Annotated in this window: 8 protein-coding genes and 1 pseudogene; 4 read left to right on the top strand and 5 right to left on the bottom strand. The window is 61.5% G+C overall.

Translation table 11 applies throughout. The features are described 5' to 3' along the window. Positions 1–8: 8 nt before the first annotated feature. The 5 genes from KJF94_RS23175 to KJF94_RS30410 form a co-directional block, all read right to left on the bottom strand. The gene (locus KJF94_RS23175) at positions 9–1892 is read right to left on the bottom strand and encodes a TonB-dependent receptor domain-containing protein (RefSeq protein WP_214379086.1); all 1884 of its coding nucleotides are present in this window, start codon (positions 1890–1892) and stop codon (positions 9–11) included. A gap of 166 nt (positions 1893–2058) precedes the next feature. Further along, entirely contained in the window at positions 2059–3957 is a 1899-nt protein-coding gene (gene dxs / locus KJF94_RS23170; protein WP_214379084.1) for a 1-deoxy-D-xylulose-5-phosphate synthase, read from the bottom strand. Between the two features lie 91 nt (positions 3958–4048). After that, positions 4049–4936 (bottom strand): (2E,6E)-farnesyl diphosphate synthase, encoded by an 888-nt coding sequence (gene ispA / locus KJF94_RS23165; protein ID WP_214379082.1) that lies wholly within the window; start codon positions 4934–4936, stop codon positions 4049–4051. Further along, entirely contained in the window at positions 4933–5175 is a 243-nt protein-coding gene (locus KJF94_RS23160; RefSeq protein ID WP_007894317.1) for an exodeoxyribonuclease VII small subunit, read from the bottom strand. Before KJF94_RS23160 ends, ispA begins: the two co-directional genes overlap by 4 nt. 1083 nt (positions 5176–6258) lie before the next feature. Continuing rightward, positions 6259–6384: a hypothetical protein gene (locus tag KJF94_RS30410; RefSeq protein WP_284681136.1), complete on the bottom strand. Its 126-nt coding sequence runs from the start codon at positions 6382–6384 to the stop codon at positions 6259–6261. Between the two features lie 15 nt (positions 6385–6399). Between KJF94_RS30410 and KJF94_RS23155 the strand changes: the two are divergent. The 4 genes and pseudogenes from KJF94_RS23155 to KJF94_RS23140 all read left to right on the top strand — a co-directional run bounded on the left by KJF94_RS23155 (position 6400) and on the right by KJF94_RS23140 (position 14150). After that, positions 6400–7189, top strand: a pseudogene (locus KJF94_RS23155) (YfaP family protein). A gap of 51 nt (positions 7190–7240) precedes the next feature. Then, the gene (locus tag KJF94_RS23150) at positions 7241–8953 is read left to right on the top strand and encodes a DUF2138 domain-containing protein (protein WP_214379080.1); all 1713 of its coding nucleotides are present in this window, start codon (positions 7241–7243) and stop codon (positions 8951–8953) included. After that, entirely contained in the window at positions 8938–9588 is a 651-nt protein-coding gene (locus KJF94_RS23145; protein WP_214384946.1) for a DUF1175 domain-containing protein, read from the top strand. Before KJF94_RS23150 ends, KJF94_RS23145 begins: the two co-directional genes overlap by 16 nt. Then, positions 9585–14150: an alpha-2-macroglobulin family protein gene (locus KJF94_RS23140; protein WP_214384947.1), complete on the top strand. Its 4566-nt coding sequence runs from the start codon at positions 9585–9587 to the stop codon at positions 14148–14150. Before KJF94_RS23145 ends, KJF94_RS23140 begins: the two co-directional genes overlap by 4 nt. The last annotated feature ends 20 nt before the right edge of the window (positions 14151–14170 follow it).

The raw sequence follows: 14170 nt of genomic DNA, 5'->3' as shown, positions 1-14170 counted from the left end.
AGTTGCTCTTAGAGCTCCGGCGTCCAGGTCACCCCAAACATCCACGCCCGACCTTCCTCGCGATACCCGAACTGGCTGCCGTCATGACTGTACAGCGCCCGGCTGTAACCCTTGTCCAGCAGGTTGTCGACCTTCAGCTCAAGCTTGATCTCACGATTCAGCGCCCAACTGCTGCGCAATCCCAGCAACGCATAACCGCCTAACGGCTGCTGATTGTTCTCATCGTCATAACTGCTGCTCACCGCTTGCCAACTGGCGCCGAGACCCAGTCGATCGAACTGCCGATCCAGATCCAGGCTTAGCGTCCGCCGAGCTCGACGCGCCAGGGTGTGGCCACTGTCGCGATCCCGCGGGTCGATGATCGCCACGCCAAGAGCGCTCTGCCAGCCGAACAGCTCCTGCTTCAACGCCGCTTCAAACCCGTTGATCCGCGCCGAGGCGACGTTCTGTGGGCGGTTGTTGCTGCCGAAGATAATCGCGTCCTTGAGGTCGGTGCGATACAGCGAGGCTTCGAGGCGGCTGATATCGGTCAGCTGACTGCGCCATTGCAGCTCATAGCTTTTCGAGGTTTCAGGCTTCAGGTCCGGATTGCTGTATTTCGGGTAATACAAGTCATTGAACGTCGGTGCGCGAAAGCCTTCGCTGTAGGTCAGCAGCACATCGTTGTCCGGGTTCAACGGCAGGGTGAACGTGCCGCTCCAGCTGTTCTGACTACCGAACTGCTGGTTCTGGTCGCGGCGCAGGCCCAGTTCCGTGGAAAAACTGTCTGCCTGATAGCGATGCTGGATAAACGCCGCGCGGTTCCAGCGGCTGTCCTCGTCGAACGCTGTGCTGCTGTTGATGCGGTCTTCGTACCAGTCACCGCCAAGGATCAGGCTGTTGCGCGCGTCGAGCGTCAGGTCGTTCTGCCAGTTCAGCGAGTCGCGGTAAGTGTTGAACACGCCGCGTTCGTCGCTGAGCTTGTCGAAGGACTTCTCGCGGTTTTCGCTGTGGCCGAATTCGACGCGGGTTTTCCACAGGTCGTTGATGCGCGCATCGACGTAACTGCTGAGGCTGCTCACCGTGAACTCGTTGTAAGGCTGCTGCTGGACCGATTTGAAGGTGGTGCTGTCGAAGCGGCCGAACGGGTTGTCGAATGCACTCTTGCCACGGTTATCCAGCAGGTTGGCGCCGATTTCGATGTCATCGGTGAGGGCGTGACTCAGGCTCAGACTCAACGACTTGTTGCGATACTCATCGTGATCGCCATCGCTCGGGTACGACTCGTGGGTGCGATTGATCCCGGCGGTTTCATCAAGGCTGGCACCCAGGTTGAAGCGGGTTTGCTCATTGCCCCCGGACACGCCGAGGCTGCGCTCCCAGGTCTGGTTGCTGCCGAAACCCGCATGCAGACGCGGTTGCAGGCCTTGTTCGGTGCCACGACGGGTGAAAATCTGGATCACCCCGCCAATCGCATCGCTGCCGTAAATTACCGAACGGGAGCCGCGCAGCACTTCCACGCGCTCGACCTGTTCGATGTTGAGGTGTTGCAGGTTGCTGTCGCCGGAAGTCGAGTTGCCGATGCGTTGACCATCCACCAGCACCAGACTCTGCGCCGACTTCGTCCCCCGAATGTAAATCCCCGGCAGGCTGCCGCGCCCGCCGGTTTGCCCGACTTGCACGCCCGGCACACGAAGCAGCAGGTCAGTGACGCTGCCGGGTTGCAGACGGTCGATGTCTTCGCGGGTGAACACGGTGTTGGCGGCGCTGCTGTCGTTGCGGGCCTCGACCTGGCGGTTGGCGCTGATCAGCACGTCGGGCAGCTTCAGGGCCTGGTCGCGTTCGAAAGTGTCAGCCAGGAGTGGGCCGGACGGCAGAAGCGTCAGCGTCAGGGCGAGGGGGGAGAGTTTCATGGGTAGTCCGTTGACGCTTTAAAGCGAACACTTTTTAGAGGTTGCACACACTCATGTGGGAGCGGGCTTGCCCGCGATGACGGTGTAACAGTCAAAGAATCAGTTGACTGTCACTCCGCTATCGCGGGCAAGCCCGCTCCCACAGGGTTTTGTAGATGTCTGGTGTTTAGATGTTCAGCAATTGCAGCCGCTGACGCACCGATGCTTCAATCCCGGCTTCATCCAACCCGCACTCGGCCAGCATTTGCGCAGGCTTGGCGTGCTCGACATAGCTGTCCGGCAAGCCCAGGTGCAGCATCGACTTGAGGATGTTTTCCCGGGCGAGGAATTCGCTGACGGCGCCGCCGGCACCGCCCATGATCGCGTTTTCTTCGATGGTCACCAGCAACTCATGGCTGCCGGCAATCTCGCGAACCAGCGCTTCATCCAGCGGTTTGACGAAACGCATGTCGACCACGGTGGCATCCAGCGTCTCGGCGACTTTCAGCGCTTCGGCCAGTTGCACGCCAAACACCAGCAGGGCGACTTTGCTGCCCTGGCGGCGAACCACGCCTTTGCCGATTTCGATCGGTTGCAGGTCTTTCTCGATCGTTGCATTCGGGCCATTGCCGCGCGGGTAACGCACCGACGCCGGGCCGTTGTACAGGTGGCCGGTGGTGAGCATTTTGCGCAGCTCGTTTTCATCGCTCGGGGTCATCACCAGCATGCCGGGGATGCAGCGCAGGAACGACAGATCGAAGCTGCCCGCGTGTGTCGGGCCGTCTTCGCCCACCAGACCGGCTCGGTCGATGGCGAACAGTACGTCGAGGTTTTGCACCGCGACGTCATGGATCAGTTGGTCGTAGCCACGCTGCAGGAATGTCGAATAAATCGCCACCACCGGTTTCGCGCCTTCGCAGGCCATGCCGGCGGCGAGGGTCACGGCGTGTTGCTCGGCAATGGCCACGTCGAAATAGCGCAGCGGAAAACGCTCGCTGAACGCCACCAGATCGGAGCCTTCCTTCATGGCCGGCGTAATACCGACCAGGCGTGGATCAGAAGCGGCCATGTCGCACAGCCATTCGCCGAACACGCCGGAATACTTCGGCCCGCCAGCCTTTTTCGGCGCAGCGGCGGGTGCATCGACGGGTTCGAGTTTGGTGATGGCGTGGTAACCGATCGGGTCGACTTCCGCCGGGGCGAAGCCTTTGCCTTTCTTGGTGACGACGTGCAGGAACTGCGGGCCTTTCAGATCGCGCATGTTGCGCAAGGTAGCGATCAGTGTTGGCAGGTCGTGGCCATCGATCGGGCCGATGTAGTTCCAGCCCAGCTCTTCGAACAGCGTGCCGGGGACCAGCATGCCTTTGGCGTATTCTTCGGTGCGGCGGGCGATTTCCCAGGCGCCGGGCAGGCGCGACAGGACCTTTTTGCTGCCTTCACGCATGCTCGCGTAGGTGCGGCTGGAAAGGATTTTCGCCAGGTAATTCGACAGGCCACCGACATTGCGCGAGATCGACATGTCATTGTCGTTGAGGATCACCAGCATGTTGGCGTTCACTTCCGGCGCGTGGTTCAGCGCCTCGAACGCCATGCCGGCGGTCAACGCGCCGTCGCCGATCACCGCAATCGCCTTGCGATCGCTGTTCTGCAGGCGGGCGGCAATGGCCATGCCCAGCGCTGCGCTGATCGAAGTGCTGGAGTGGCCGACGCCAAAGGTGTCGTACTCGCTCTCGGAACGACGCGGGAAGGCGGCGACGCCGTCCTTCTGGCGCAGGGTGCCCATGCGTTCGCGACGGCCGGTGAGGATTTTGTGCGGATAAGCCTGATGACCCACGTCCCACACCAGCCGGTCGTCCGGGGTGTCGAAGACGTAATGCAGCGCGATGGTCAGCTCGATGACGCCCAGGCCTGCACCGAAATGCCCGCCGGTCTGACCGACCGTGTAGAGCAATTCCAGGCGCAACTCATCGGCCAGGGTTTCCAGCTCGGCTTCGCCTAACCGGCGCAGGCCGTCCGGCGTGTTGGCACGGTCGAGCAGGGGCGTGGTCGGGCGCTTGCGGGGAATCTCATGAAACGTCGTGGGCATCAGGCGAATCGTTATAGGTATAAAAGATGCGGCAGTTTACCTGATGCATCGCCCCCTGCCCACGCGTTGCTCTTTTTTGGCGGATACGCTGTCAGCTGCGGCGTTCGACGATATAACGGGCCAGATCGCGCAACGGCTCGGCGGCAGCGTCAAACGGTCGCAGCGCGTGCAGGGCCTGGTCGCGCAGTTCCAGGGCGTAGGCTTTGGCTGCATCGAGGCCGAGCAGGGCCGGGTAGGTCGGCTTGTCGCGAGCGATGTCGGCGCCCTGGCGTTTGCCGAGGGTTTCGGTGTCACTTTCGACGTCGAGAATGTCGTCCTGCACCTGGAACGCCAGGCCGATGGCCTGTGCATACGCCTGCAAGGACTTCAGTTCGTCCTTCTCGGCACGGCCACTGGCGAGGGCGCCGAGTTTGACGCTGACCTCGATCAGCGCGCCGGTCTTGTGCCGGTGCATGGTTTCGAGGGCTTTTTGATCGAGCTTCAAGCCAACCGAACCGAGGTCGATGGCCTGACCGCCGACCATGCCCGCCGGACCGGCCGCCAACGCCAGTGCGCTGACCATTTGCAGGCGAATCTCTGCGTCCGATGAGCTCAGGCGCGGGTCGAGCAGGGCGCTGAAGGCCAGGCTCTGCAAGCCGTCGCCGGCGAGAATCGCGCAGGCTTCATCGAATTTCTTGTGGGTGGTCGGCTGGCCGCGACGCAGATCGTCGTCGTCCATCGCCGGCAGATCGTCGTGAACCAGCGAATAAGCGTGGATCAGCTCCACCGCGCAGGCTGCGCCGTTGGCTTGCTCAGCCTTGCCGCCCAACGCTTCGCACGCGGCGTAGGCCAGCAATGGACGAACGCGTTTGCCGCCGTTCATCACGCTGTAACGCATGGCTTCGTACAGCCGCGCGAGTTCAGGGCTTGGTGCGATGAACAAGGTTTCCAGTGCCGCATTGACGCGGGCCTGGCTGGTCGCCGAATACGCTGCAATCATTCTGGTTGATCCGCGTCGAAGGGTTCCTCGGCCAGCTCGCCATCACGCTCGAGCAGCACTTGAACCTTTTGCTCGGCCTGGGCCAGCGCTGCCTGGCAATCGCGGGTCAGACCGATGCCCTGCTCGAAAGCCGTCAGCGAGTCTTCCAGCGACAGTTCGCCGTTCTCCAGTCGCTCCACCAGCGTTTGCAGGTCGGCGAGGGATTGTTCGAAATCCAGTGCAGCTTTTTTGCGGGCCATGGCGGCGATTTCCGGTTGACGTTAAACCGGCGCGACACTAGCAGACATGGGGGTTATGGGCAAATCAGCGGCCATTGGGTAGCCGTGATCATGAGGAGGAAACGCAGCCTGCGGTGTTCGCTTGGGGTGGGTGTTTATTTGATTGGTGTGTATATCCGTTTCTTCGCTAACGGCGGCTGGCGGTTCCGCTCTTACAGCGGGTCACTTGGAGAAGCGCCAAGTAACCAAGCGCTTTTGCCCCTTTCGTTCGGTGCCTCGCTGTGGCTCGGCATGCCCTCGTTCCGGTCCTGCTCCGTGGGCCCGCCGCGATCGGCCATCCATGGCCGTGCGCGGCTAACCCGGCATCCATGCCGGGTTGCCCACTGCGCAGAACCGGAACGAAGCCTCTCGAAGGGGCGACTACCGCCAATGCAACCGAGGCGGCCTACCGGCCGACCTGGTTCTTCAGGTGTATGCGTTCCCCTGTGGGAGCTGGCTTGCCAGCGATGGTCGTTAACGATAACGCGTGCGGTCTGAATGAACGCGGTGTCTGGGCGTTCATCGCTGGCAAGCCAGCTCCCACAGGGGATTGTTGGGGGGGATGACATTGGTGTTCACCCCCGATGATCCTGACGAACTTCAGGCCGGCTCTCAGGCCGCCTCGCTTTGTTTTGGATCTTGATCTGCCCCGTCGGAAGGCCGAGCGCAGGTTCTGCGCAGTGGGCAACCCGGCATGGATGCCGGGTTAGCCGCCCCCGGCCATGGATGGCCGATGGCGGCGGGCCCACGGAGTAGGACCGGAGCGAGGGCATGGCGAGCCTAGGCGAGCCACCGTACGTCAGGGGCGCTGGGCGCTTGGTTACTTGGCGCTCTTCCAAGTAACCCGCCGTAAGGGCGGAACCAATAGCCGCCGTTACCGCAGGAATGGATATGTAAACCATCAAAACACCCACCGCCTGATACACCGTCATCGCAGGCAAGCCAGCTCCCACAGGGTTTCGGGTACATCCGCGAGCACAGGATTATTTGGCGAATAAGGCCGCTATTCGGCTCACGCCCCACAATCATCGTGATATCCCCCGCAAATCAAGACGCATACGATTGTTAAAAACCCGCCAAATGGCTAACCTTCGCGCCTTCAACGACCCAATAGTCACGGGTCTTTCTGACGAAACGCAGTTTTTTGATCTGTAACGCGCCGAGGATCAGGCGCAAGGTTTCGTTATGCATGGCAGGAGGCGTCACATGCGTTCATTTTTTCTATGCCTGATAGGGTGGGTCTGCGCGACCGCTGCCTGCGCCGAGCCGACAGCCGAACTGTCGGAACCGGTGGGCGGCTGGCGCTACAACGGCCTGCTCGATCGCAGCGAAAACCCCCAAGTCGCCTATCCCACCCCCCATCGACCGGGGCGTGCAGCGCAATCGCACGATGATCGAAGGCCAGCTCAAGGCCATCGGCGCGCAACGCGGGCCGCACACGCTGGCAGTCAACGGCAATCCACTGAACCTCTACACCGACGACCAGGGGCGTTTCGCCCGGCCGTACGCATTCGGCGCGGGCTCCAACAGTGTCGAAGTGCGCAGTGTCGAAGGCAAATCCCTCAAGCGCGTCCAATTCTATGAAGCCAACAACCTGCGCACCCCGGCGCGGATTCGCGTGGTGCTGGGTTGGGACGATCCGAAAGCCGAACTCGACCTGCACATCATTACCCCCGACGGCCAGCACGCGTTCTGGGCTCGCCCGGCGATGAGTAACGGCGGCGGTCTGGACCCGGATGGCGTCGACGGTCCCGGCCCGGAAATGTTCACCATGACCGCGCCGCTGCATGGCACCTATCTGGTTTACGTGAACTATTGGGGCAACTTCGGCAGCGGCGGCTATAACTTCGATGAGACCAGCAACCAGCACGAGGTGATCACCTCGCAAATCAATCTGGTGCTCAACGAAAACACCGTCGACGAAAAACGCGAGACCTTCATCGTGCCCCTGCGCGCGATCGGTGACCTGCTGCTGGTCAAGACTTTCAACTATTAAGCATCCCGCACCACGGATGAATTGCTGAGCTTTGGGAAAATGAGCGTGAACATGAGCGATAACACTGTTTCTCCTGCCGCTGACGCACCCGCAGCCAAACCTTCCCGGCGTTGGCCAGTGCTGCTGGGCGGGCTGATCCTTGTGGCTGGCGTGGCGGCCGGACTGGGCTGGTTCATGCACAAACCCAAGGCGCCGCCCGCAGCGTTGGCCAGCGATAAACTGGGCATGAGCCGCCCGGACGGCCTGCTCGAAACCCACTCCTTGAGCCAGTTGCCCAAGGATTTGCTGGCGGTGCCGTTCCTCAAGGAAACCCTCACCGAAGATTTCGTCTTCTATTACGAAGCGCATGCCGATCGTCTCGGCTTGATCGGCAGTCTGCGGCGGATCATTTATGAACATGACCTGAAGCTGCAGGACAGCCTGATCGAGCAGCTTTTCGATCAACCGGCGGACGTGGCGCTGTGGCGCGGGGCGGACGGGCGGCTCAAGGATTTCTTGCTGGTGATGGATCGCGGTGGACTGGCCAAGGTGCTGGAGCCGCTGGCGAAAGTGGCGCTGGATGATTCGCAGCTGACGCAACTCGGTGACATCAAGGTCGCCGGCGATACGGTGCCGCTGTATCAGCTCACCTACAACAACAGCAAAGCGCTGCTGTTTGCCTCTCATGGCGACAAGCTGGTGGTGCTGTCCAATCCTTCGAAACTGTACGACAACAGTAATGGCCCGATCGATGAGCGCGGCATGGTTTCGACTCAATCGCTGGAAGCGCTGCTTGGCGGCCAGAAACTGTTCCCCGAAGCCTTCGGCCTGCCACCCCGCGCGCCGGAAGTGAAACAACGCCTCTCGGTCAATTCCAGTGTCCTGGCCATGGGGTATCAGCGTTTCATCCCGAACTTCGCCGGCCTGCGCTTCGATATGGACGACAAGGGCTGGCACAGCTTCCTGGCCATGGACGAACTGGAAAACCAGCCAGACTTCGATTTCAAACCGATCTGGCAAGCGATGCCGATGGGCGCCAGTGCTTGCGTGGCGCTGCCGCTCGCCGCCGAACAACAGAAACCGCTGCTGGTGAAACTCGGCGCCGAAGAAACCGTGGCCCAGGCCCTGACCGAACACATGGCCGGCGCCGCTGGCCTGTGCTGGTACGCCGATTCGCGGCTGTACACGCCGCTGCTGGTGGCCAGTCTGAACGATGATGACAGCGCCAAACTCGACGGCGACCTGGGCAACCTGTTCAGCTCGATGGTCGGTGCCTACGAAGGCAACGTCGAAGAACACGCGTTCCCGGTGGTGGAAAAACAGGAAGGTGAAACCCACCAGTGGCAGCGTCAGGTCAGCTCCAACTTCGGCCCCTACAAAGCCAAGGATGCCGAGAACCCGGACGCGATCACCGGCAAGGCCTTCATGAAAGTCAGCCTGGCGCGCCACGGTTCGACGCTGCTGTTTTCCCTCGACGACAAGCTCGTGGACAAAGCCCTCGGCACCCTCGACAAACGCTTCCCGCCGATGGCCGATGTGGTGCCGAAAGACCTGCTGATGCCGGTCTACTTCGGCCCGGATTCCATGGCGCAACTGATGCAACAGGAAACCCTCGACAGCCTGCCGCAGGACATGGAACCGGTGTTCTACAACGCCGCGCAAACTTACCTGATCCCGAAACTGCGCAAGCTCGGCGGCTATGGCAAATATGCGCTGACGTTGCCCGAAGGCAGCGAGCCGGACGGCCACTGGCAATGGCTGCCACTGGAATGGAAAGCCCTGTGACTGCACTCATCCGAGGCCTCGGCCTGCTGGCGTTGTTGCTGGGCAGTCGCGTATTTGCCAGTGACTCCGCGCCGCTCGACCCGCAGCAATCCCAGGTGTTCCGCGCCTGGTTCGTGCGCATCGCCCAGGAACAACTGACCCAAGGCCCGAGCCCGCGCTGGTATCAGCAGGACTGCGCGGGGCTTGTGCGTTTTGCCGCCAACGAAGCGCTGAAAGTCCATGACGACAAATGGCTGCGCAGCAATGGCCTGTCCAACCGCTACCTGCCGCCGGAGCTGCAACTGAGTGATGCCCAACGCGGCCTCGCCCAGCAATGGCAGCAGGGTGGCGGCAAGGTCGGGCCGTACGTCAACGCGATCAAACTGATTCAGTTCAACAGCCATCTGGTTGGCCGTGACCTGGCGCAAGCCCGGCCCGGCGACCTGATGTTTTTCGATCAGGGCGACGACCAGCACCTGATGATCTGGATGGGCCGCTACATCGCCTATCACACCGGCACCACCACCCCCACTGACAACGGCATGCGATCCGCGAGCCTGCAGCAACTCATGACATGGAAGGACACCCGATGGATACCCGACGCAGCCAACCCAAACTTCATCGGCGTCTATCGACTGAACTTTCTCTCCCAATGACCGGTGCCCGCATGCTGCGCTTTATGTCTCTACTGTTGGTATTGGTGCTGCCTTTTTCGGCAGTGAATGCCGAAGACACCGTCGAGCCGAGCGGCTACACGCCGGTGGCCGGTGAAAGCTTTTTTCTGCTGGCCGACAGCAGTTTCGCCAGCGACGAACAGGCGATGGTCCGTCTCGAAGCGCCGGGCCGCGACTATCGCCGTTTCCGCATGGAGCCTTACGGCGGCGCCGACATTCGCGTGTACCGCATCGACAAACCGCTGGATTTCCTCAAGCGCCAGAAGAACCTGCACCGCGTGGTCAGCGACGGTCAGTTCAAGGGCGAAGGCCTGTCGAACACCCTCGCGTACCTGTGGGACAACTGGTATCGAAAATCCCGTCGGGTGATGCAGCGGGCGTTTTCCTACGAGTCGCGCAAACAAGTCACCGAGGAAGTGCCGGAACTGAAGATGGGCACCGCCATCGCCGCGCCAACGCCTTACGACGCACAGCCGCAATTCGCGCTGATTCCGGGCCTGCCGGTGGTCAGCCAGTTCCGTTATCCGCTGTGGCAAGCCAAACCGATCCAGCCGCCAGAAGGCGTGAATCTGGCCGGTTCTTCCAGCGAGTTCGTCACTGTCGCGCCGGGCAACGTGTACATCCCGTTGGGCAATCTGAAGCCGGGCCTGTATCTGGTGGAAGCGCTGGTCGGTAAGTACCGCGCGACCACCATGGTTTTCGTCTCCAACACCGTGGCCGTGAGCAAGATTGCCGGTGATGAACTGGTGGTCTGGGCCGCACGCAAACACGAAGGCAGTTCGGTGCCGAAGGTGAATGTGCTGTGGACCGATGGCCTCGGCGTGATGAGCAGCGGTGCCACCGATGCTGATGGTTTGTTGCGTCTGAAACACGTCAGCCCGGAGCGTTCGTTCGTGATCGGCGAGGACGAAGAGGGCGGGGTGTTTGTCTCCGAGAACTTCTATTACGACAGCGAAATCTACGACACCAAACTCTATGCGTTCACCGACCGGCCGCTGTATCGGCCGGGGGATTGGGTGTCGCTGAAAATCGTTGGTCGCGAGTTCAAGAATGCTCGCGATTCGGTGCTGCCAACCGCTGCCGACGTCAACGTGACGGTGCTCGATGCCACGGGCACCGCGCTGCAAACGCTGGCGCTGAAACTCGATTCCAAGGCTGGCACTCAAGGTCGTTTCCAGTTGCCGGACAATGCCGTGGCGGGCGGTTATGAATTGCGTTTCAGCTACAAGGATCAGGCCTACAGCAGCGCCTTTCGCGTAGCCGAATACATCAAGCCGCACTTCGAAATCTCGTTGAACCTGGCCAAAAAGGACTACCGCACCGGCGAACCGGTCAAAGGCAATCTGGTGCTGCTGTACCCCGACGGCAAACCGGTGGCTGACGCCAAATTGACCCTGAGCCTGCGCGCCCAGCAACTGTCGATGGTCGATAACGAGCTGCAATACCTCGGGCAATTTCCGGTGGAACTGACCAGCACTGAACTGACCACTGACTCCAAAGGCAACGCGACCCTCGACCTGCCGGCCGCCGAGAAACCGAGCCGTTACATGCTCACCGTTTTCGCCAGCGATGGCGCGGCGTATCGGGTCAGGACCACCAAGGAAATCCTGATCGACCGGGGTGCCGCGAGTTTCAGTCTGCGGGCACCGCAGCGTTTCAGTGCGGTGGGCGATAAGGTTGTTTTCAGCTACGCCAACGAAGGTGGCAGCGAGCAAAGCAAAACCGTCACGCCGAGCAGCTACAGCTGGGTGCGGCTGGAAGACCAGAGCACCGGCGAAGACAAACTCGCCGCATCCGATAAAAGCTTCACGTTGGCCTTCGAGCGCCCTGGCACCTACAACCTGACATTAAAGGATGAGCATGGTCGTGTGGTCGGTGCGACCGGTCATTCGGTCACCGGTGACGGCGTCAAAGCCGTGCCCGGCACCGTGGAAATCGTCCTCGACAAACCCGAGTACAAGGCCGGCGACGAAGCCCTCGCGCTGATCACTTTCCCTGAGCCAATCAGTGATGCACTGCTGTCGCTTGAGCGCGACAAAGTCGAAGCCACGGCGCTACTGTCCAAGGGCGGCGACTGGCTGAAGATGGAAAAACTCAGCGATACCCAATACCGCGCACGCATCCCGGTGAAGGACAATTTCGCGCCGAACCTGACGTTCTCGGTGCTGTACACCAAGGGCGGTCAATACAGCTTCCAGAACGCCGGGATCAAGGTGATTGCGCCGCAGATCGACGTGGCCATCACCACTGATAAAGAGGTTTATCAACCGGGTGATACCGTGTCCGTCGACCTCACCACCCAGTTCGCCGGCAAGCCGATACCGGCGCACCTGACGGTCAGCGTGGTCGACGAAATGGTCTACGCGCTGCAACCCGAAGTCGCGCCGACCATCGACCAGTTTTTCTACCACCCGCGCCGCAACAACGTGCGCACCAGCGCCAGTCTGTCGTTCATCAGCTACGACGTCGCGTTGCCGGGCAGCCCTGGTGCACCGGGCAAAGCCAACCGCAGCGAGCGCGGCGTGAAAGTGCTGGAGCGGCCGCGTCGTGAAGACGTCGACACCGCGGCGTGGCAGCCGGAATTGATCACCGACGCCAATGGCAAAACCCGCTTCACCTTCAAGATGCCCGACTCGCTGACCCGCTGGCGCATCACGGCGCGAGCCATCGCCGACGACGGTCAGGTCGGGCAGAAAAAGCAATTCCTGCGCTCGGAAAAACCGCTGTACCTGAAGTGGAGTGGCCCGAGCAAATTCCGCACGGGCGACAAACCGGACCTCGGTGTGTTCGCCTTCAGTCAGGCGGAAAAACCGGTCAAGGCTGAGCTGGTGATTCATTACGCCGGTGCCGAACAGCGCGTGCCCGTCACCCTGAACAACGGCATCAACTACATCGCACTGCCGGCGTTTGCATTGGCCACTGGCGAGTGGACCGCCGAGCTGGTGCAGGACGGCAAAACCGCTGACGCGCTGGCCGTGCGCCTGACCGCGACCGGCGAAGGCTGGCAGGTCACGCAAAGCCAAAGCCTGGACGTGGCCAGCGGTGATACACCGCTGAGCTTGCCGGCGGACGCAACGGACATTCGCCTGCGTCTGGATGACAGTCCGCAAGCGCTGTTCCGCTCGGCGCTCGATGATTTGCTGAGCTATCCGTACGGCGGCGTCGAACAGACGGCCAGTCGTTTGCTGCCGTTGAGCATCGCGTACCCGACCTTGTCGTCGAATCTGCAGATCCGCGATCGATTGCGCCTGATCATGCAGAACAGCCGTCTGCGCCTGGTGCAAATGGCCGGGCCATCCGCGAGCTTCACGTGGTGGGGCATGGACGGTGAGCCGGATGCGTTCCTCACCGCGTACGCCTACTACGCCGACTGGCATGCCAGCAAAGCGCTGGAGCTGAGCCTGCCGCCGGAGCATTGGCAGCGGGTGCTGGAGGTCTATTCGAAACAGGCGCAAAACACGCCACTGCTGCAACGGGCGTTGATCCTGTCGTTCGCCAAGCAGATGCAATTGCCGGTGAACACCTTGCTCAGCGGCTTGATGGATGACCTGGCGAAAGCGGGTGAGGGCAATGCCGCGAATCTGATGGAGGATGGTGAAGACAGCATCGTCATGAGCGATCCGGATTCGGCGCTCGGGTTGGCGGCGGCGCGTGCGTTGACGGCATCGTTGGCTCGTCAGTCCAAGGTGACGTTGCCCGACGCTTTCAATCGTCATTTACCCGATGCGCAACAGCGTCTGGCTGTGAGTTCTCAGCCGTTTGCAGAAGCGCTGAACCTGTCGCTGCAAGCCTTCGATCAGGCTCACGCACAAGCCCTGTTGCAACGTCTGTTGCCACAGCAATCGACCCTGGAACGCGCGTTGGCGCTGACCTGGTTGCAACGCAGCATCGAGCAGGCCTCGCCCACCATCGCCCTGGCACCGGGTGAAGGCTGGAAGAAAAACTACGGTGATACCGGCGAGATGTACTGGACGTGGCAGGGCGCTTCGCCAGTGCCCGCCGTGTTGTCGCTGACCGGGACGCAAGAACGCCCGTTGCGTGCAGCGCTGAGCTTCCAGACCCGGCAACCGCCGGTTGATCCGATGGCTGTGACCATCACCCGTCGCCTGTCGCGACTGGTGCCGGGTGACGAAGCCTTCACGTTCAAACTCGAAGCGGTCGGCACCAAGCCGTTGTCCAGCGACAGCCTGTATCTGGACGAAGTGATCATCACCAGCAAAGCCGCCAAACCGCTGCGCTACGGGATGATCGAAGTGCCGTTGCCACCGGGCGCGGACGTCGAGCGCACCACGTGGGGCATCAAGTTGATGGGCAAGGCCGGCACTGAACCGACGGCGCTGGAGAAGGCGCGCTTCGAACCGGGTCAGATGGCTTACGCGATTCCGGTGGATGCTCTGAGCGGCGAATTGCGTCTGCGTCACTTGGTGCGCTTCTCGCAAAAAGGCCAGTTCAACCTGCCGCCGGTGCGTTTCACTCAGGTCTACGCGCCGCAGCATCAGGCCCAGGAACAGAAACCGGCGCTTGGTCAGGTCACGGTCAACTGACATGACCCGACGTTTGGTCT

This window comes from Pseudomonas hormoni (genome assembly GCF_018502625.1).
Classification (GTDB): domain Bacteria; phylum Pseudomonadota; class Gammaproteobacteria; order Pseudomonadales; family Pseudomonadaceae; genus Aquipseudomonas; species Aquipseudomonas hormoni.
The sequence above is the reverse complement of the archived record's forward strand: the minus strand, read 5'-3'. Positions and strand labels throughout refer to the sequence as shown.